This is a genomic window from Acinetobacter sp. XS-4, assembly GCF_023920705.1.
Classification (GTDB): domain Bacteria; phylum Pseudomonadota; class Gammaproteobacteria; order Pseudomonadales; family Moraxellaceae; genus Acinetobacter.
Genome location: NZ_CP094657.1, coordinates 3,292,848 through 3,312,047 on the forward strand (window position 1 = coordinate 3,292,848; position 19,200 = coordinate 3,312,047).

A 19,200-nucleotide genomic window follows, 5' to 3' on the forward strand; every position below is an offset into this window, starting at 1 on the left:
ATCTATGATTCGAGTTCCTTCTCCAGCTAAACTCAACCTGTTTTTACATATTACAGGCCGACGCGAAAATGGCTATCATGAGTTACAAACCATTTTCCAACTTATTGATTTATATGACTGGATGATATTTACGCCGACTTTGGATGAACAAATCGAAATTGATGGATTGAGTGAAATCCGACCTGAAGAAAACCTAATTTATCGGGCTGCTCAAATACTAAGACCGCATGCAAAAAAATTCTGCGGTCTACTCATCAAAATTGAAAAAAATATTCCAATGGGTGCAGGCCTCGGCGGAGGTTCATCCAATGCTGCCACAACCCTGATTGTGTTAAATCAATTATGGGAATGTGGACTAAATCAAGAACAACTCGCGGACTATGGTGTGAAGCTTGGTGCCGATGTTCCTATTTTTATTTATGGTAAAAATGCATGGGCTGAAGGTATTGGTGAACATTTATCATTCATAGACTTAGATCAAAAACAGTTCATTGTTTTAAAACCTGACTGTTTTATCAGCACTCAATTGCTTTTTTCACAAAAAACATTGACAAGAGACTCTAAGACCACTAAATTTTGCGCCTATCAGTTAGAACCTTCTAATTTTGGAAATAACTTTGAGCCATTAGCTCGACAGTTATACCCTGAAGTAGAAGAAGCAATGCGATATTTAGATCAATTTGGTCAAGCAAAGCTTACAGGTACAGGTGCTTGTGTTTTTATTGAAGTAACGAATGAAATGAATATTGATGAAATTCTCAACCATTCACCATGTAAATCTTACTTGGTAAATAGTTTAAAAGAATCTCCTCTTAATCATTTTAAGGTTACACGTTAGGGGCGTCGCCAAGTGGTAAGGCACCGGGTTTTGATCTCGGCATCCGTTGGTTCGAATCCAGCCGCCCCTGCCAACCTCACCTGTAATGATGATTATATTAGGGGCGTCGCCAAGTGGTAAGGCACCGGGTTTTGATCTCGGCATCCGTTGGTTCGAATCCAGCCGCCCCTGCCATCATATATATCATCAAATTTAGGGGCGTCGCCAAGTGGTAAGGCACCGGGTTTTGATCTCGGCATCCGTTGGTTCGAATCCAGCCGCCCCTGCCATTATCTTATTTTAAAGACAGACTTAATTGCTATGCTTTTTGTTGATTGATCTTGACATTGCATTGCAAAAATATTAAAGTTCTGCCGCATTAGGGGCGTCGCCAAGTGGTAAGGCACCGGGTTTTGATCTCGGCATCCGTTGGTTCGAATCCAGCCGCCCCTGCCATCTTATTTAATTACATACCAACCGCCAAGGGTGCTTCATGCCCAATCTTGTCGTTTTTAGTGGAAATGCTCATCCACAGTTCGCTCAAAAAGTCGTAAGTCACTTACATATCCCTCTAGGTGCTGCATCAGTCGGTCACTTTTCTGATGGAGAAATTTCAGTAGAAATTACTGAAAATGTTCGTGGCAAAGACGTATTTATCGTTCAGCCTACTTGCGCCCCTACCAATGATAACCTTATGGAAATCTTGGTTATGGCAGATGCTTTGCGTCGTGCAAGTGCTGGTCGTATTACAGCCGTTATCCCGTATTTTGGTTATGCTCGCCAAGACCGTCGCCCACGTTCTGCACGTGTGCCGATTACAGCTAAAGTTGTTGCAGACATGCTTACCACTGTTGGTATTGATCGTGTCGTAATGATTGACTTACATGCTGACCAAATTCAGGGTTTCTTCGACATTCCAGTCGACAACATCTACGGTACTCCTGCTTTGCTTGCTGACTTACGTCAACAGCAGCATGATAACCTTATGGTTGTTTCTCCTGACGTTGGTGGCGTAGTACGTGCTCGTGCCGTTGCCAAACAAATGGGTGACATCGATTTAGCAATTATTGATAAACGTCGTCAAAAAGCCAATGAGTCGCAAGTTATGCACTTAATTGGTGACGTAAAAAATCGTGATTGCGTTATCGTAGATGACATGGTTGATACTGCTGGTACATTGTGCAAAGCAGCTGATGCGCTTAAGCAATTTGGTGCACGCCGTGTAGTTGCATATGCAACTCACCCTGTACTTTCTGGCAAGGCTATTGAAAACTTACGTAATTCAGTTATTGATGAATTAGTTGTCACTGACACTATTCCTCTTTCTGAAGAAGCATTAACCTTGGGCAAAATCCGTCAGGTTTCTGTTGCTAGCATGGTTGCTGAAACGATTCGTCGTATTAATAACGAAGAATCTATCAGTGCGATGTTCGATAGTTTATAATACCGCAGCTTTTATGAACCCTAGCCTTGGCTGGGGTTTTCTATCACTAAACTGGTCGCAAGTTTAGTATATTTAAACTTTAATGAGGATTTACTCATGGCAAACTTCGTATTAAACGCTCAAGCGCGTGCTGAAGACAAACAAGGGAAAGGTGCGAGCCGCCGCCTTCGTCACGAAGCATTAATTCCAGCTATCATTTATGGTGGCAATGCTGAGCCTGTAGCTATTACTTTAGAACTTCGTCAGCTTGTAAAAGCTTTAGAAAACAATGCTTTCTTTGAAGAAGTTGTAGAAATCCAAGTGGGCGACAAAGTTGAAAACGTTAAAATCCAAGCGTTACAACGTCACCCATCTAAAAACACTCCTATGCACGCTGACTTCAAACGCGCATAAGTGTTGAAAGGCGTAGATTAGTGTCAAATATTTCGCTAATTGTTGGTTTGGGCAATCCTGGTTCAGAATATGCCCAAACCCGCCATAATGCAGGTTTTTGGTTCATCGAACAACTTGCTAATAAGTATGGCATTACATTAAAAAATGATCCGAAATTTCACGGAATCAGTGGACGTGGTAATATAGAAGGGCACGATGTCCGTCTACTTCTACCCACTACATTTATGAACCGTTCTGGACAAAGTGTAGTTCCATTTGCAAAATTTTATCAAATTGCTCCCGAAGCAATTTTGATTGCTCATGATGAACTTGATATGAACCCTGGTGTAATTCGTCTAAAAACAGGCGGAGGACATGGTGGTCATAATGGTTTACGTGACATTGTCCCTCATATTGGTCCAAATTTTCATCGTTTACGTATTGGTATCGGACACCCTGGCTCGAAAGAGAGAGTTTCAGGTCATGTACTTGGCAAAGCACCAAGTAGTGAACAGAGTCTGATGGATGCAGCAATTGATCATGCCCTTTCTAAAGTGAAACTACTTGTTCAAGGTCAAGTTCCACAGGCCATGAATCAAATTAATGCATATAAACCCACTTAAATTGTTGAACAATCAAGCTTGCTATCTTGCTTTTTTAGGAGCAAAATGCGCATCAGCCACTTTGCCAACCGCAAAAGCTAAAGATTTCACCATAAGATCTTAATCTTCTTAGGTCTACTTAGGAGACGCTAGCCATGCTATCTCGTTTATTAAAATGCAAAATTCACCGTGCAGTTGTAACACATGCTGAACTTCACTACGAAGGTTCTTGTGCAATTGATGGCGTATTGATGGACTTAGCTGGTATTCGTGAATATGAAGAAATTCATGTTTGGAATGTAACCAATGGCAAACGCTTCACGACCTATGCGATTCGTGGTGAAGATAACTCTGGAATTATTTCAGTAAACGGCGGTGCTGCACATCAGGCAGACGTTGGTGATTTAGTCATTATTGCTACATTTGGTGATTTTACTGAAGCTGAAGCAAACATTCATAAACCACGTTTGGTCTATGCAAATCCAAATAATACAGTCAACCACACAGCGAATTGTATACCTGTTCAAGTTGCCTAATTTATTCTAAGAATATAAAAGCCCGCATTGACGGGCTTTTATAATTTTATAAATCCTTAATCGTTCCTTCCCACCAGTTCTTTTGCTGTTTGCAATTTAAAGGCTGGAGTTCTTCTCCTCGTAAATCAAACAGAATCGCCTCTCCTTTTGTATTTACCTTAAATTCAGCATACTTTGCTTTCTCATAGCATTGAGCTAGACCTTCGGCAAACAAGAAACTTCGTGAAGCGGGATATAAAGCCTGTAAACGATTTTCAGGATTTTTTAAAATTAACCTTTGCCCAGCAAATGAATTATTGATATCTAAAACTGTACGAACAACGCGATTTCGCGAATCCAAAATAACTTTTGCTGGAACAGACGAACGATTAAAAATCACCCGATCTAGAGCATCACTCTCACTTCCTACAAGAGCTTTAAGAGATTGTAAATTTAATTCATAAGCCAGTGCCATATAATCGCCTTGTAAAATTGAACGCGGATCAACAGGTCTAAGCTCAATAAAAATACTTTTACTATGGTGCAGATGCCATTCGTTTTTCGCCACTAATCCAGCAAAGAATAAGATAGTGACTAATGCAAGAATAGGAGAAAAATATTTCTTCATTATTTTTCTCCTTCAATCAAATTGAGTTGATTTTCATGGTCAAGTAACCAATATAAAGCCAACAATACAATGCCAGAAATAAAAATTGATGCACTCTTGGCTAGAAAAGTTACTTGTAAATTGTAGTAGAGCTGCCAGAACACTAAAACAAATACGGCTAAGCTAACTCCATAAACAATATAATCTTTCTGTTTTAATGCCCACGTTAAAATAATAAGCAGAATGAAAATTTCAAAATAGCCAAGTGTAATAAGTACTACACCAAAAATTAAAAAGGCGAAAAAAGTGACTCCATGAAGTTGTCTATATAAATGAAAAATACTAAAGCACAACAACCAGATACTAGGCAGTAAATATAAAATCCATAGCTGCTGATCTAGCGAGCTTTCTGGAACTAAACCCACAAAAGCATCAAAGAAAGAAGCTACCAAAATTACTGCAAGTACACATAACAAAATACTACGCTCATATAGAGCTATTGATCCACTCTTAGGCAAGAGTACCAAGCTAAAAACCAAGTAGCTGAGCAAAGTTAAATTTAAATAGATCTGAGTAGAATGTATTGACCACAATGAATGATCTAGTTGCAGCAAATAGATAAAAGCTATGCCATATGTAGCAAGCATTTGAATTAAAATGAAGAACCAGTGCGGTTTAAGAAAATAACTCACAAATAAAATAAAAATCTGCGCAATTAAAACCCATAAAATTTGATCTGTTTCTGAACCAAGATGAAATAAAAAAGCAGTCTGCCCGCTAATAAATAAACAATAGGCAAATTGGCGAATGAAGTGATGGTGGGATTTTTTCAATAAAATGGCAGCTATAAAAACAAAAATAACTCCTATAACTAAAGAAATAGCCTCCCAAAACACCAGCGTAAAAGCCGCAAGTGCCAGACCCGCAAGCCAAGCCCCAATTGCTAAAGGGATCACATAAAAGCGGCTTTGACGAAAGATTTTTATTAGAAAATAACTAATTAATGCAAACCAAATAAAAATAATGCCCGCAATTAATAAAAAGATGAATTCATTAGAATCTTTAAACAAGTTATTAATGCCATCTACAAGCCATATTGTTGCGGTCACACCGAGAACCGCAGCCATTAAACTTGCACATAGCTGATCATCTTTTTTAAAAAAATAATAAAAAGCGATTATTCCAGCAAAGAAAGCCGAGATCAGGTAAGGAATATGTTCACTTGATAAAAACTGGATCATTCCCGTTATTGAAATAACGGCAAACCAAGCGATAAAAACAAATCTTAAAGCACGATACCTCTTTATACATACCCAAAACTCGATAAGGCTTAATAAATTTAGAGCGAATAAATATAAATAAGGAAATTTTTCTGACCAGAAAGTTTGCTTAAAAAATAAAAAAAGTGTGAGCTGACTGGTAATACAAATTAAAGCAAAGATTCCTATATTCGGTCGATATAGCCATGGTAATAAAAGTAACGTCCAAAGTAAGAAAAGCAAATAACTGTCTGCACCTGTTTGATAAACCTGCCCGATTACAGCCAAACTTAAGCCTACCATCAAACCGCAAACACCATGTAAAGTCTGCCTAACTCCTTCACTTAAGGTATCTTTTACGCTGAACCATGCTGTCACAAGTAATATAAGTGGTGGGATGGCTAGCTGAATACTGTCTGGAAGCATTAACCAGTTAGCAGCAATTAAATAAAGAATACTGACCGCCATAAATACATAACTGAAAATATGGAGATGCTGAATAAATAAAGTATTCCTAAAGGGATAATCGTCTCTTATCTGCATGAAACACCTATTTTATTTATAATTTTCTATAAAAAACATAGCATTCCATTTTCATATCAACAAGTAAGCTCTTGTTAAAAAGCCTAATTCTGTTTATGAAAATACTTATTCATAAAGAGACTTAGCATTCTACAAATGCATCTAGCCAATTTTATTAAGCGCGCTATAATAAAACCCATCGCTTCAGGGCGGGGTGTAATTCCCCACCGGTGGTAAAGTTAATTTTTATGATTAGATTAACAAGCCCACGAGCTTAAATTGTGTAATTTGAGCAGATTTGGTGAAACTCCAAAGCCGACGGTATAGTCCGGATGAAAGAAGACGACGAACTGCGATAAATCCGCTTTATTTCAGTGCCAGCCTGTTTTTACATCAGTCCTGAAATGTTCAACCGTATTTTTACGAGAGCGTTTCATTATGTCTAGCTTAATTCAACCAGAACTTTTTTTCTCAGCCCTCTCTCCTGCTGAGCAACGCATTCAACAAGCATTAGAAGATATCCGTCAAGGCAAACCAGTCTTGGTTATGGATGACTTTGACCGTGAAAATGAAGCAGATTTAATTGTTGCAGCCGAAACATTAACGGTAGAAACAATGGCACGTATGATTCGTGATGGCTCAGGTATCGTATGTTTATGCCTTACAAAAGAGCTAGCAGATCATTTAGAACTTCCTCCAATGGTTTCTCACAACTCAAGCCAGTTTCATACAGCTTTTACCGTGACCATTGAAGCTGCTCAAGGTGTTACCACAGGTGTTTCTGCTAAAGACCGTGTTACCACCATTCAAACCGCAATTAAAGATGGTGCTGTCCCAAGTGATCTTAACCGTCCGGGCCATGTTTTTCCTTTACGTGCCCGTAATGGTGGAGTACTTACTCGCAGAGGTCATACTGAGGGAACAATTGATCTAGCAAGACTGGCTGGGCTTAAACCTGCTGGCGTGTTATGTGAATTAACTAATCCAGATGGCACTATGGCATCAGGCATTCAAGTTTTGGCGTATGCTCAAACTCATCACTTAACCGTGATTACGATTGAAGAGCTTGTTCAATACCGCCAACAACATGGTATTTAAATAAAAAAAGGTTTGGTTTTACATTAAAGCCAAACCTTTAAATTAAAATTTAATAATATTTAAGATACTTTCTTTTGTGCTGCCTGCTCTTCGATATAGTCAAAAAGTTCAGAGAATTGCTTAATCGTTGCTTTAGGCTGTGCTTGTTCAAGTTCCTCTGGCGTTCCATAACCATAAGTCACTGCGACTGCTTCAATACCATTATGACGCGCACCCAAAATGTCATATTGGCGATCACCCACCATTAAACACTCTTCAGGGTTTAGTTGCTCATGTTCAAGAATATAATGAATGAGTTCAGCTTTGTTGGTCCGCTCACCTGTTAATTCACTACCATAAATATGTACAAAATATTGGCTTAATTCAAAATGATCTAAAATACGTTTTGCATAAATCGTTGGTTTAGCCGTTGCAACGAATAAACTGTATCCTTCTTCTTTTAATGCATTAAGCGTTTGGGCAACTGATGGATATACTTCATTCTCAAATAAGCCCGTAACTGAAAAACGCTCACGATAAGCAAGTAAAGCTTGCTCAGCTAAAGCATCATCTTGAGTAGCTAATAGTTTTGCTAATGAGGCTTTTAAAGGTGGGCCAATAGTCCAGTCAATATTTAAATCGGCAGCTAAAGGATATCCCAGTTTATCCATTGCATAGCGAATTGAAGTATGGATACCAACTTTTGGGTCTGTTAGGGTTCCATCTAAATCAATCAAAATATGTTTTATAGCCATTCAATCACTAACCCAGTAAAGTATTTAATTCAATTGGTCGAGAGTTTAATCAAACTCTCTTATACTAACGTAAATTTAAATTGAAAAGGAAATAACCGTGCGTCCAACCGTACTTTGTTTCTCGGGTTTAGACCCTTCAGGTGGTGCAGGTTTACAAGCTGATATTGAAGCGATTGGACAAAGTGGCGCTCATGCAGCAATTGCATGTACAGCCCTCACCATTCAAAACTCACAACAAGTATTCGGCTTCGAAGCAACCTCAAAAGAACTATTATTAGCTCAAGCAAATGCCGTTGTAGATGATTTACCAATTAAATGCGTCAAGTCAGGCATGCTTGGCACTACAGATAATATTGCTACTCTAGCTGAGTTTCTTCGCGCACATCCTGACTATCAATATGTACTTGATCCTGTTTTAGTGGCAAACAGTGGTGGCTCTTTAGGTGATCAGGCGACTCTCGTTAAAGCGTTTGTTGAGCTTATTCCTCTAGCTACTATTATTACGCCCAACACGGTCGAATTACGTGCTCTAACAGGCATTGATGATCTAGAACAAGCAACCCAAAAACTTTTCGAAATGGGCGCCAAAGCTGTATTAGTCAAAGGTGGACACGAAGATACACCAGATCATATTAAAAATACTTTATATATTAATGGTGAACTTGCGGCGAGTAGTAGTTGCCCGCGCTTAGACGGTGAGTATCACGGTTCAGGTTGTTCTTTAGCGAGTTTTATTGCTGGTCGTTTAGCTTTAGGTGATTCTTTAAAAATTGCAGTTCAGCATGCTGAAACATGGTTATTCGGTGTTTTAAAGAACGCCGACACTCCAGTAGCAAATGGGCAAAAAATACCAAAAAGATTTTAAAAAGAAAAAAAGGCGCTAAAAGCGCCTTTTTTATTACCCTCAATTATTGAGGAATACGTAAAACTTGGCCAGGGAAAATCTCATCTGGATCTTTTAGCATCGGTTTATTTGCTTCAAAGATTTTTGGATACTGATTTGCATCACCGTAAAATTCTTTTGCAATTTTTGAAAGGTTATCACCAGATTTCACTGTATAAAATTTGCTTTCTGGTTCAGGAGTTGCAACAGTCATTTGATCATCTACGTGTGCCACATGATCAATATTCCCAACAATAAGAATAATTTTTTCTTTATCCGCTTGGCTTTGTACTTGACCATTAATAGTCGCAGTATCAGTCGAACCATTATAGGTTACAGATAAGCCCTCTACCCCTAAGCCTAAACTTTTAATTAAACCCAATAATTTATTTGCAACTTCTTGTGCAGAAGGTTCTGCTGGTGTTGCTGGAGCTGGTTGTGGTTCTGCAGGAGCGGTATTTTTCTTACCAATACCTTTTACAAAATCAAAAAGACCCATCTTTTAGTCCTCATATTCTTGTTTATAATAAAGTCATTAAACTGACCATTATTGTTATACGTGAAAAAAGAGATACCTCTGCTATCAATTGAGGTTGATCTTGTAAAAATATGTATCTCTTCTTTTATTTTTCTCAAATAAAAAAAAGCCACCTTGCGGTGGCCTTCTTTTTATTCAGCAATATGCGAATTAACCAAGTTTTTTAGTTACATAGTCAATTGCAGATTGAACTGTAGTGATTTCGTTAGAATCTTCATCAGGGATAGTGATGTCGAAGTCGTTTTCGAAAGACATTACAAGTTCAACTAAATCTAAAGAGTCAGCACCTAAGTCATCCATAAAAGATGCTTCGTTTTTAATTTCTTCAGCTTTAAGACCAAGTTGTTCTGCAACTGCTTGTTTAACGCGTAGTTCGATATCGCTCACAGGAATTCTCCTCATTGCTCGTGGCGTTTGATTTGCCACTAGTTTAATTGAATATAAAAAAATTTAAAAGTTTATACATCAGCCTTAGGCCATGTATAAACCACCATTTACATGTAATACCGTACCGGTAATGTAACCTGCTTTATCACTTGCAAGGAAACTCACCGCATTTGCGATATCTTGTGGCTCACCTAAGCGATTTAAAGCCACTTGATCACTCATTTTTTTGCGAATGTCTTCACTAAGTGCATCTGTCATTTCTGTTGCAATGAAACCTGGCGCCACACTGTTCACAGTGATTTGGCGGCTACCCATCTCTTTTGCAAGACTACGGCTAAACGCTTCAATACCTGCTTTGGCAGCAGAGTAGTTCGCTTGACCTGGATTTGCAAAGTGAGCAACAACAGAACTAATATTAATAATGCGGCCAAAGCGCGCTTTTGTCATACCTTTAAGCACACGTTTAGATAAACGATATACGGCTTTAAGGTGAATATTGAGAATGTCATCCCAATCATCTTCTGACATGCGTAGCAATAAATTGTCTTTCGTGATACCCGCATTATTAACCAAAATAAGCACAGGGCCATAGTTTTGTTCAATATGAGAAACGACTGCTTCAATCTCATCGAGATTACGCACATCGAGAGCTAAACCTGCCCCTTGCTCACCAAAGCTTTCACTTAACTTTTGTGCACCAGATTCAGATGTCGCAGTACCTACAACAAAATAACCGTCTTGAATAAGTTGCTGAGCAATAGCAGCGCCAATGCCCCGACTCGCGCCCGTTACTAATGCAACTTTGCGTTCTTGTGTCATGCAATTTTTCCTTCTGCCACTAAAACAGCATTTAGGGCATCTTCCATTTTACTCTTGCTATCGATAGCAAAAGCTTTTTCTATATTTGGTAAACGCTTCGCGAGATTACTCAATACTGTACCAGGTCCACACTCAACAACGTAGTGAATACCTTCGTCTTGTAAAAACTGCATCGTGTCTGTCCATTGTACAGATTGGTACAATTGAGCAGTTAACGCCTGACGCAATTGAGCAACATCGGTAGCTATTCCCGCGTTGACATTTTGTATTACAGGTATGGTAGGCAGCTCAATGGCAGTTTGTTCCAAAGCTTCTGCAAATTTTTCAGCAGCAGGTTTCATCAATGAACAATGCGAAGGAACTGACACAGGTAAAGCAATTGCCTTAGCAGACTGCTCTTTTGCCAAAGCCATTACTTGTTGTACAGATGCTGTACTTCCAGCAATTACGACTTGGCCTTGTGAATTATAGTTTGCAGCTTCTACTGAGCCTTGACCTTCTGCATTCACGATTTGGCAAAGTTCAACCACTTTTTCATCAGCCAAACCAAGGATTGCAGCCATAGCTCCTTCCCCTTGAGGAACAGCGCTTTGCATGAGTTTGCCACGCAAATTCACGAGTTTCACCGCATCTGCCAAGCTCATAGATCCTGCAGCAACTAAAGCGCTGTATTCACCTAGAGAATGTCCTGCAAGGTACTTAGGTGCCAGACCACCTAAATCAAGCCATACACGCCATAGAGCGATACTGGCAGTTAATAACACAGGTTGGGTATTTTCTGTTTGGTTGAGGCCTTCGCCACTTTGCGCAATATGCCACAGATCGAATCCAAGTGCATCCGAAGCTTCAGCAAAGGTTTGCCCAACCCCACTAAACTGTTCTGCTAGTTCAGCAAGCATACCGACTTTTTGTGAACCTTGACCTGGAAACACAAACGCAGTTTTTGTGGCTAAAGCTACTTGTTCAAGACGTTTAGCAGACATAAGAAATCCTTTTTTGGGTTTTCACTCATTTCTGGAGCGGAAATTTAACATGTTATTTATATTTTTATAATTGCGAAAAACAACAAAAAAAGGGAGCTTTCGCTCCCATTTTTTCTATACTTAAGCATCACGCTTAATGCATATCATACAATTATTCAGCATCAGCTGCTTTAGCGAATAATTGACGACCACGGTAGAAACCGTCTTTAGTAACGTGGTGACGACGATGAGTCTCACCAGTTGCTTGGTCTACTGTTAATGCATTCTCGGTTAAAGCGTCATGTGAACGGCGCATGTCACGGCGAGAGCGACTTTTACGGTTTTGCTGAACGGCCATGATGGCTCCTTACAAAGATCGAAAAAATGGATCAGAACAAATTCAGTTGTCTTATCTCACAATTATATCACAAATTATGAGTTAAGTTTACCCTTCAAACCTGCCAAAACATCAAACGGATTATCCCGTTTTTCTTCAACAACATTTTGAACGGTAGGTTGATGTTTATTTTCACAAGCATCATGCTTGGGAGATAAAGGCACCAACAATAACAGTTCATCTTCTAGTAATGCGAGCAAGTTAATCGAGGCAGGCGTATCATAATCGCCTTTCGTCGAAGACTCACTTTCACCTAAAACGATGAAATCAGCATCCTCATCCAAGCGCTCTATCAGTGACTCATCATCCATTAATGCAATATGGAAGTCTAAGACAAGAGGTATTTCAACAGGTTCCAAACAACGTTGGCACTCCATTGGAACTATCGTGTCTATATGACCATCCATCCACACAATGCGATGATATGCATCCATTGATAGCTTACAGTCTATGTTGACCAATTGATTATCAATTGATCCAACAGCTTCACGAGCGATACGAGCAAAGCGAGACAAGGACAGTTTACCTGACCATGTAAAGCCTTGTTCAGCCCATTTAAACGGCTCAATCTGTGCCGGAAAGGTATTTGCTGACATAATTAAGGCGGCAATTCTACAAATTCATCGGTACTCTGTCAAAGATTAAGATACAATTTTGCACTTCTTTAGACAGAACTCGGGGTAAATTAAGCAATGCACCTGTTGCAGCCGCAACCTGAAGTTAACACTTCATTACTCGTTTGCACCCATTCAACTGATCAGAACACTCTTGTACCTGACATAGTGCAACTCTCACCATGGTCAAGCTCAAAATCGGAGTCTGAGCAAGTTGATTGGCTTATTTTACACTTTAATCACTGGTTTTCCCACCATAATGTGACATTAGTTCGTGGAGATTTTGAACCAGAATATTTCCCGGCAACAAATCAAGGTCCAGCTAAAATCCAATTCGCCCATGGTTTTTTGAACAGCGCCTTACATGAAATCAGTCATTGGTCGATTGCTGGTGAAAAACGTCGTCTCCTACCTGATCTAGGATATTGGTATGCACCCGATGGTCGTACACAAGAGCAGCAAAGTCTATTTGAACAAGTAGAAATTAAGCCGCAGGCAATTGAATGGTTATTTGCACAGTCTTTCGGTAGAAAATTTAGAGTCTCGCTTGATAACCTGACAGGTGATGGCGGAGATGGCAAAATATTTAAAGATAATGTTTATGCTCAAGTACAACATTACTTTTCAGGTGAAGCCAAGTTGCCACGTGATGCAGCAGCATTTATTGGTTTTATTTGCCAATGTACACGTTCAGGCATAGCATTACAATCAAATGAATTTAAACGTGAACTCCTTGATTAATTGACAAAAAAACCACGTTAATCACTTGCATAGGTTATTTAAAAAGCCTAATAATTATTCTAACACTGGCGTGATGGAGTCTCTAAAATATGATGCATTTACATATACATCCTGAAAATCCACAGCAACGCCTCATTAGCCAAGCGGTTGAACGCATTCGTGCCGGAGATGTTGTGGTTTACCCTACCGATGCTGCCTACGCAATTGGCTGTCAGATCGGTAATAAAAATGCCATGGAGCGTATTGCTCAGATACGCGGTTTAGGGCCAAAGCACCAATATGCAATTATGTGCTGCGACTTATCAGATATTGCAACTTATGCAAAAGTTGATAATGCAACTTATCGATTATTGAAAGCGAACACCCCAGCCATTACGACTTTTATTTTACCGGCAACCAGTGAAGTTCCGCGTAGGTTAATGCATCCTAAAAAGAAAACCATTGGTTTACGTATTCCAAGCAACCCAATTTGTCAGGCTTTATTAAAAGAACTTGGTGAACCCTTACTCACTAGTACATTAATTTTACCCGGCCAAGAAGACCCTCTAGATGATCCATACGATATTGAAAATCAGTTAGATAAACGAATTGATGTATTTATTGATGGTGGCTTTGGTACTTTAACAAGCACAAGTATTGTCGACTTATCGGGTGAACATCCTGAAATTATCCGCCGTGGTATTGGCGATGTAAGTGCTTTTGAATAAGCACTTACAATTTTACCAATAGTTTTAAAAAAAGTATTATCACTCAAAAAAATACTCTTTATTTATTTTGGATTTTTTTTACACTTTAGTCGTTAAGTAATTTATTAAAAGGCACAATTCATTTAGAATGATTGCCACTATCTGCTGTTCTTCTATTTACAGCTCTCTTTGACTTGAATAACAAGTCTCATGCTTTTGAAAATTCGCGTGGCTTATAATCGTAATGAATCAATCACTTCATCAATCCATGGAAGACGCTCCACACATCCGTGTTTTAGATGAGTGGCATGACAAGATTCCTGAAGATCTCTACATACCTCCTGCTGCATTTGAGATTTTGCTCGAACAGTTTGAAGGTCCGCTAGATTTTTTAATTTATCTGATTCAAAAAAACGGTTTCGATTTAATTCAAGTCGATATTGCGCCTATAGCAACTCAATATTTAACCTATATGGATAGTATGAAGTCCTTAAATATTGAGCTAACAGCCGATTATATGGTGATGGCAGCGTTATTGGCTGATTTAAAGTCTCGTCTACTTTTACCAAAGCCAACAATGATCAGTATTGAAAAAGATCCCAAGCAGGAACTGATTGATCGACTTGAAACCTATCTACGTATTAAGCAAGCGGCCGAACGTTTAGGTCAAATGCCAATTCTTGAGCGTGATACATTCAATGCAAATGTGAGCTTAGGTCATATCGCTCCTGTTTACGAAGGCTATGATATTTCAGCATTACATGATGCTTTGTTCTGTGTATTTAACCGCCCAGAACCTGTTGTTCATGTCGTGGCTCAAGAGCCTGTATTACTCGAAGAACGCATTGCATATATTGAAGAGAAATTAGAGTCTGGTGACGTGTTAAGTTTTAAAGAATTACTCAATCCTCTGCAGGGTCGCATGGGAATGGTTGTTACATTTATGGCTGTTTTAGAGTTAACCCGTCAACAGCGAATTAAAATTATTGCCTCTGGTATTGAAGCTCCTTTAGCAATTCAAGGATCTTCAATATGAGTTTTGAACAAAATAATACTGATTTGTCATTAGCTGACATTCATCACGAAGTCTTATTACAACTTGAAGCAATTATTTTTGCCAGTGATGCGCCCGTTTCAATTGCCCGTTTAAAAGAAGCATTTAATAATCAGTATAATAAACAACAGCTTCGTCAACTTTTACAACAGCTCGCGCTATTACAACACGGCCGATCTATTGAGTTGATTGAAACAGCGCAAGGGTTTCGCTTTCAGGTAAGATCTAAATATCGTAGTATTATTGCGCAAATTTGGCCAGAGCGACCAACTAAACTGTCGCCTTCTTTACTAGAAACACTGGCCGTCATTGCTTATCATCAACCAGTTACCCGCGCTGATATTGAACAAATTCGTGGTGTGTCTAATAATAGTCAGATTCTTAGAACACTATTTGACTGGAACTGGATTAAAGAAGCCGGTTTTAGGAATTTACCTGGAAGACCCGCGTTGTTAATTACAACGCCACAGTTTCTGAATGCTTTTGGTCTAGCTTCGATAGGCCAATTGCCTCCCCTACAGAACGCCAAGGAAGCCTTTATGGCTCTCGATGCAAATGCACCGAAATCATAAAGAGGTGGACTGTTGATCATTATGTCTAAGGTTGTGCTGTCATGAGTGAAAAATTGCAAAAAGTATTAGCGCGAATCGGATTAGGTTCCCGCCGATATATGGAAGAGGTTATTGCCGCAGGACGCGTGAGTGTAAACGGTCGTGTTGCCCAAGTGGGTGAGCGCATTGAACCAGGCGATGAATTACGCATTGATGGCCGTAAAGTTCAGTTTCAAATTGAAGACGAAATTCGTCGCCGTGTATTGATTTACTACAAGCCAGAAGGTGAAATCTGTTCACGTAATGATCCTGAAAAACGCCCAACCGTATTTGATCATTTACCACAAATTGCGAATGACCGCTGGGTAATGGTAGGTCGTCTAGATATTAACAGTACTGGTTTATTACTATTTACAAATGATGGTGAGCTTGCTAACCGCTTAATGCACCCATCAAATGAAGTTGAACGTGAATATGCTGTTCGAGTGATGGGTGAAGTAACGCCTAAAATACGCCAAAAAATGGTAACAGGTGTAGAACTTGAAGATGGTCCAGCTAAATTTGAGTCTTTCTCGGAAATTGGTGGCGAAGGTATTAACCGCTGGTACCAAGTTGTCGTAAAAGAAGGTCGTAACCGTGAGGTGCGTCGTATTTTTGAATCACAAGAACTTAAAGTAAGCCGCTTATTGCGTACGCGCTATGGTACAGTTATTTTACCACGCGAATTACGCACTGGTCGCTGGATGGAACTCGATAAAACTGACATCGACAATTTAGCAAAATCTGTTGAGTTAAAACCACGTCAAGGCACAGGTCTATTTGGTATGGCAAAACGTCGTACTGACCGTATGACCGAAAAACCAATGGCAGCTCGTCGTGGCGGTTATTTACGTCAGCAACGTCGTGATGAAGAAAAAGAAGCTCCAGTTAACACAGGTAACCAACGTAAACCGACTGGTTTTAACCGCAGCTCTAAGAAATTCTAAAATATTGAATCATATGTAAAAAACCGCTCAAATCAGAGCGGTTTTTTACAGCTTTTTTTAAAATTAATTCATTTTTTCCAGCTCAATCCATTCAGTTTCAGGGAAATGAATTGCTAAATAATCTTTCAAATAATTTGAAGTATCTTGAGAAATTAATGGATCTTTTGATTCATCTTTTAGGTTATAAACCAAAGCTTTTAATTTCAGCCCACGAGACTTAAGCGCTTCAAGACTAAGCAAAGTATGGTTAATACTTCCTAAACGACCTGATGTAACTAAAATAACGGGAAATTGGTGCTGAGCAATATAATCAATGGTGAGTAAACTTGTAGTTAATGGCACCATTAATCCACCAGCTCCTTCGAGTAAAACAATCTCAAAACGCTCCGCCAATGTTTGAGTTGCATTTTCAATTTTTTGAAAATCAATTGCTCGGTTATCTAGACGTGTTGCAAGATGAGGTGAAGCAGGATAACTAAAAATTTCTGGCATGGTGAGCTTATCATGATCTTCCTGAAACCAACCCTGCCCCATAATTTCACGATGCTTTTCAATATCTTCAGAAATATCAGCATTACCCGTCTGAATGAGTTTTTGGGTAATCACTTTTTTACCCTGCTCTGTCCATAATTTTGCTAAAACGCCAGTCGCGTAGGTTTTTCCAATTTCGGTATCAATCCCACTGACAAAATAGATCTGGCCACTCATTTACTTCATTCTCCGGGCAATACAATAAATCGGATGATAGGTTAAAGAATATCCCTCGGTATGTTTAAACCGGTCATAATCTTGATAAAACTGTTGTAAAGTTTGCTTAGTCCAACGATGCTGAGCAGTTGCGGTTACACCTGTAGCTTTCAAATGCTGTAATACCGCTTTAGGCGAATCAAAATAGAGTTGAGCTTCTGACTCTGACAAATGCAAAATCTCAAAACCAGCTTGCGTTAAAGCACTTTTCCAATTTTCAATAGACCAATAAGTTAAACCTTGACCTGTTAATTCTTTAATCTCGATTAAATTCTGAGGGCCAAAAGTTGAAAAACATAACCAGCCTTGATCAATTAGAGACTCATTACAGCGTTTGAGTAAGCGTGGTAAATCCTGCATCCATTGTAAAGCTGAACCTGAAACGATCATGTCGAGATGCTGTGGAAACGCTAAAGTTTCAATATCACCAATCAACCATTTCAAATCTTGTTGGTGATTGAAGTGCTTCTGCACATCCGAATATAAATCATTTAAAATTAATTCTTCAATTTGAAAAGATGAATGAATAAGACGCGTTAAATTGCCAGAACCACAGCCAATTTCAAAAACGCGCGACATCGTACTCGGGCAAAATTGCTGAAGGAACACCGTTAAATTTTGGCAAATTTGTTTTTGAACAATCGCATGCTGTGAATAGCTTTGCCCTGCTTTAGCAAAACGTTGGGCAACCAAGTTTTTATTCAAACTCACAGGAAACTCACCAGTGCTTCAAGTTCATGTTGCTGTACCATTGACGTTAAAGAAATACGTAAACGGGAACTATTTTGAGGAACTGTTGGTGGACGTACTGGCATGGCATAGAAACCATTTTCTTGTACCTGTTTTGCCTTATCGATAGCAGCCTGACTTTCTCCCACAATAATTGGAATAATATGGCTGGTCGATGGGCTTACATAACCCTTTTGCACAACAGCATGTTGAAGATATTGGCTAATATTTTGTAGATGTTCACGTTGCGGTTGAGCTTGTAATACTTTTTGGAATATAAAATTTGCCCAAGCCATGACAATCGGTGGTTGAGCAGTACTAAAAATAAGTGGGCGCATTTTATTAATGAGATAATCTTTAATAATTGGATCACAAATAATGTAACCACCCACTGCTGCTAAAGCTTTACCTAATGTTCCCACCAAAAAATCAATATCGTGAATCACATTATATTGTTCAGCACATCCCAAACCTTGCTGACCACGCACGCCGATTGAATGAGCTTCATCAACATATAACATGGTTTTAGCAAAGCATTTTTTGAGCTGTACTAAAGCGGTTAAATCCGTTTCATCACCATCCATACTAAAAATACTTTCAGTCACCACAATGATTCGTTCAATCTTGTCGTCATCATGATATTTTTGCAAAAGTTGCTCTAAATGCTGTAAATCATTATGTCGATAACGTATATACTGAGCACCAGACAAACGGATTCCGTCGATCATGCTGGCATGAACAAGTTTATCGGCCAAAATTAAAGTTTTACTGTCGGCAACAGCTGGCAAAATACCAATATTCATGTGGTAGCCACTATTAAATAAGAGTGCCGCCCGACCACCAAATGCTTGGCTTAGGCTATTTTCTAATTGTTCATATTCTTCAAAGTTACCCGTTAATAAACGTGATGATGAAGAACTAAAATAGCTACGCTCGATTGGAAAGCTATCAAGAAACTCTTGGCGAAGATTGATATCAGCTGCCAATCCCAAATAGTCATTTGAAGCCAAGTTGAGCATCGTTTTATTTTGAATCGTAATAAAACGTTCCTGCTGCACATTTTGGGTAAATTTTCTGAAATTACCTTGCTGTTTTAACTCATCTAACTCGGCAGCAAAATGATCAAGCAATGACAT

The 19,200-nt window shown here is 39.1% G+C and carries 24 protein-coding genes, 4 tRNA genes and 1 riboswitch; of the genes, 16 read left to right on the forward strand and 12 right to left on the reverse strand.

The window, feature by feature from the left end; translation table 11 throughout:
• Positions 1-4: 4 nt before the first annotated feature.
• The 9 genes from ispE to panD all read left to right on the forward strand — a co-directional run bounded on the left by ispE (position 5) and on the right by panD (position 3,771).
• Positions 5-838, forward strand: coding sequence for a 4-(cytidine 5'-diphospho)-2-C-methyl-D-erythritol kinase (gene ispE, locus MMY79_RS15265; protein ID WP_252609948.1), 834 nt, complete (start codon positions 5-7; stop codon positions 836-838).
• Positions 837-911 (forward strand) — tRNA-Gln (locus MMY79_RS15270). The genes ispE and MMY79_RS15270 overlap by 2 nt, the downstream gene beginning before the upstream one ends.
• A gap of 26 nt (positions 912-937) precedes the next feature.
• Positions 938-1,012 (forward strand) — tRNA-Gln (locus MMY79_RS15275).
• Positions 1,013-1,032: 20 nt separating this feature from the next.
• Positions 1,033-1,107: transfer RNA gene (locus tag MMY79_RS15280), tRNA-Gln, on the forward strand.
• Positions 1,108-1,198: 91 nt separating this feature from the next.
• A tRNA-Gln gene (locus MMY79_RS15285) sits at positions 1,199-1,273 on the forward strand.
• A 37-nt stretch (positions 1,274-1,310) separates the two neighbouring features.
• Positions 1,311-2,261, forward strand: a complete 951-nt coding sequence (locus tag MMY79_RS15290; RefSeq protein WP_151767209.1) for a ribose-phosphate pyrophosphokinase — start codon at positions 1,311-1,313, stop codon at positions 2,259-2,261.
• Positions 2,262-2,357: 96 nt separating this feature from the next.
• A complete protein-coding gene (gene rplY, locus MMY79_RS15295; RefSeq protein WP_252609949.1) occupies positions 2,358-2,654 on the forward strand; it encodes a 50S ribosomal protein L25 in 297 nt (98 codons plus the stop codon).
• A gap of 20 nt (positions 2,655-2,674) precedes the next feature.
• Positions 2,675-3,256 carry an aminoacyl-tRNA hydrolase gene (pth, locus tag MMY79_RS15300; protein WP_003653332.1) on the forward strand — a complete coding sequence of 194 codons (582 nt, stop codon included), beginning with the start codon at positions 2,675-2,677 and terminating at the stop codon, positions 3,254-3,256.
• 134 nt (positions 3,257-3,390) lie between these two features.
• Complete coding sequence (gene panD / locus MMY79_RS15305; protein ID WP_002120296.1) at positions 3,391-3,771, forward strand: aspartate 1-decarboxylase; 381 nt, start codon at positions 3,391-3,393, stop codon at positions 3,769-3,771.
• Between the two features lie 46 nt (positions 3,772-3,817).
• Here the strand turns inward: panD and MMY79_RS15310 are convergent, their stop codons facing one another.
• Together MMY79_RS15310 and MMY79_RS15315 are read right to left on the reverse strand one after the other, a co-directional pair.
• Positions 3,818-4,378: a GDYXXLXY domain-containing protein gene (locus tag MMY79_RS15310; RefSeq protein WP_252609950.1), complete on the reverse strand. Its 561-nt coding sequence runs from the start codon at positions 4,376-4,378 to the stop codon at positions 3,818-3,820.
• Positions 4,378-6,159 carry a DUF2157 domain-containing protein gene (locus MMY79_RS15315; protein ID WP_252609952.1) on the reverse strand — a complete coding sequence of 594 codons (1,782 nt, stop codon included), beginning with the start codon at positions 6,157-6,159 and terminating at the stop codon, positions 4,378-4,380. The genes MMY79_RS15310 and MMY79_RS15315 overlap by 1 nt, the downstream gene beginning before the upstream one ends.
• Positions 6,160-6,335: 176 nt before the next feature.
• Positions 6,336-6,486: riboswitch (FMN riboswitch) on the forward strand.
• Between the two features lie 90 nt (positions 6,487-6,576).
• Here MMY79_RS15315 and ribB point away from each other — a divergent pair.
• Entirely contained in the window at positions 6,577-7,236 is a 660-nt protein-coding gene (ribB, locus tag MMY79_RS15320) for a 3,4-dihydroxy-2-butanone-4-phosphate synthase (RefSeq protein WP_252609955.1), read from the forward strand.
• Between the two features lie 59 nt (positions 7,237-7,295).
• On the opposite strand, the gene MMY79_RS15325 is transcribed toward ribB, so the two are convergent.
• Complete coding sequence (locus tag MMY79_RS15325) at positions 7,296-7,970, reverse strand: HAD-IA family hydrolase (protein ID WP_252609958.1); 675 nt, start codon at positions 7,968-7,970, stop codon at positions 7,296-7,298.
• Positions 7,971-8,067: 97 nt separating this feature from the next.
• Here MMY79_RS15325 and MMY79_RS15330 point away from each other — a divergent pair, with 97 nt between their 5' ends.
• Entirely contained in the window at positions 8,068-8,835 is a 768-nt protein-coding gene (locus tag MMY79_RS15330; RefSeq protein WP_252609960.1) for a hydroxymethylpyrimidine/phosphomethylpyrimidine kinase, read from the forward strand.
• Between the two features lie 43 nt (positions 8,836-8,878).
• On the opposite strand, the gene lysM is transcribed toward MMY79_RS15330, so the two are convergent.
• The 6 genes from lysM to MMY79_RS15360 form a co-directional block, all read right to left on the reverse strand.
• Positions 8,879-9,352, reverse strand: a complete 474-nt coding sequence (gene lysM / locus MMY79_RS15335; RefSeq protein ID WP_151818183.1) for a peptidoglycan-binding protein LysM — start codon at positions 9,350-9,352, stop codon at positions 8,879-8,881.
• A gap of 189 nt (positions 9,353-9,541) precedes the next feature.
• Positions 9,542-9,778: an acyl carrier protein gene (gene acpP, locus MMY79_RS15340; protein ID WP_004641570.1), complete on the reverse strand. Its 237-nt coding sequence runs from the start codon at positions 9,776-9,778 to the stop codon at positions 9,542-9,544.
• 84 nt (positions 9,779-9,862) lie between these two features.
• Entirely contained in the window at positions 9,863-10,597 is a 735-nt protein-coding gene (fabG, locus tag MMY79_RS15345) for a 3-oxoacyl-ACP reductase FabG (RefSeq protein WP_016139079.1), read from the reverse strand.
• Positions 10,594-11,580, reverse strand: coding sequence for an ACP S-malonyltransferase (fabD, locus tag MMY79_RS15350; RefSeq protein WP_252609962.1), 987 nt, complete (start codon positions 11,578-11,580; stop codon positions 10,594-10,596). Before fabD ends, fabG begins: the two co-directional genes overlap by 4 nt.
• A 151-nt stretch (positions 11,581-11,731) precedes the next feature.
• Positions 11,732-11,917, reverse strand: a complete 186-nt coding sequence (rpmF, locus tag MMY79_RS15355) for a 50S ribosomal protein L32 (protein ID WP_000290730.1) — start codon at positions 11,915-11,917, stop codon at positions 11,732-11,734.
• Positions 11,918-11,991: 74 nt separating this feature from the next.
• The gene (locus MMY79_RS15360; protein WP_252609964.1) at positions 11,992-12,552 is read right to left on the reverse strand and encodes a YceD family protein; all 561 of its coding nucleotides are present in this window, start codon (positions 12,550-12,552) and stop codon (positions 11,992-11,994) included.
• 96 nt (positions 12,553-12,648) lie between these two features.
• Here MMY79_RS15360 and MMY79_RS15365 point away from each other — a divergent pair, with 96 nt between their 5' ends.
• The 5 genes from MMY79_RS15365 to rluB all read left to right on the forward strand — a co-directional run bounded on the left by MMY79_RS15365 (position 12,649) and on the right by rluB (position 16,588).
• The gene (locus MMY79_RS15365; RefSeq protein WP_252609967.1) at positions 12,649-13,311 is read left to right on the forward strand and encodes an elongation factor P hydroxylase; all 663 of its coding nucleotides are present in this window, start codon (positions 12,649-12,651) and stop codon (positions 13,309-13,311) included.
• Between the two features lie 89 nt (positions 13,312-13,400).
• Positions 13,401-14,018 (forward strand): L-threonylcarbamoyladenylate synthase, encoded by a 618-nt coding sequence (locus tag MMY79_RS15370; protein ID WP_252609969.1) that lies wholly within the window; start codon positions 13,401-13,403, stop codon positions 14,016-14,018.
• A gap of 223 nt (positions 14,019-14,241) precedes the next feature.
• Entirely contained in the window at positions 14,242-15,033 is a 792-nt protein-coding gene (locus tag MMY79_RS15375) for a segregation/condensation protein A (protein WP_252609971.1), read from the forward strand.
• Positions 15,030-15,623 (forward strand): SMC-Scp complex subunit ScpB, encoded by a 594-nt coding sequence (gene scpB, locus MMY79_RS15380; protein ID WP_252609973.1) that lies wholly within the window; start codon positions 15,030-15,032, stop codon positions 15,621-15,623. Before MMY79_RS15375 ends, scpB begins: the two co-directional genes overlap by 4 nt.
• A gap of 41 nt (positions 15,624-15,664) precedes the next feature.
• Positions 15,665-16,588, forward strand: coding sequence for a 23S rRNA pseudouridine(2605) synthase RluB (gene rluB / locus MMY79_RS15385; protein WP_252609975.1), 924 nt, complete (start codon positions 15,665-15,667; stop codon positions 16,586-16,588).
• Positions 16,589-16,651: 63 nt separating this feature from the next.
• On the opposite strand, the gene bioD is transcribed toward rluB, so the two are convergent.
• The 3 genes from bioD to MMY79_RS15400 are packed head-to-tail and all read right to left on the reverse strand — an operon-like array spanning position 16,652 to position 19,200.
• The gene (bioD, locus tag MMY79_RS15390) at positions 16,652-17,296 is read right to left on the reverse strand and encodes a dethiobiotin synthase (RefSeq protein WP_252609977.1); all 645 of its coding nucleotides are present in this window, start codon (positions 17,294-17,296) and stop codon (positions 16,652-16,654) included.
• Positions 17,297-18,046 carry a malonyl-ACP O-methyltransferase BioC gene (gene bioC, locus MMY79_RS15395; protein ID WP_252609979.1) on the reverse strand — a complete coding sequence of 250 codons (750 nt, stop codon included), beginning with the start codon at positions 18,044-18,046 and terminating at the stop codon, positions 17,297-17,299.
• Entirely contained in the window at positions 18,043-19,200 is a 1,158-nt protein-coding gene (locus MMY79_RS15400) for an 8-amino-7-oxononanoate synthase (protein WP_252609982.1), read from the reverse strand. Before MMY79_RS15400 ends, bioC begins: the two co-directional genes overlap by 4 nt.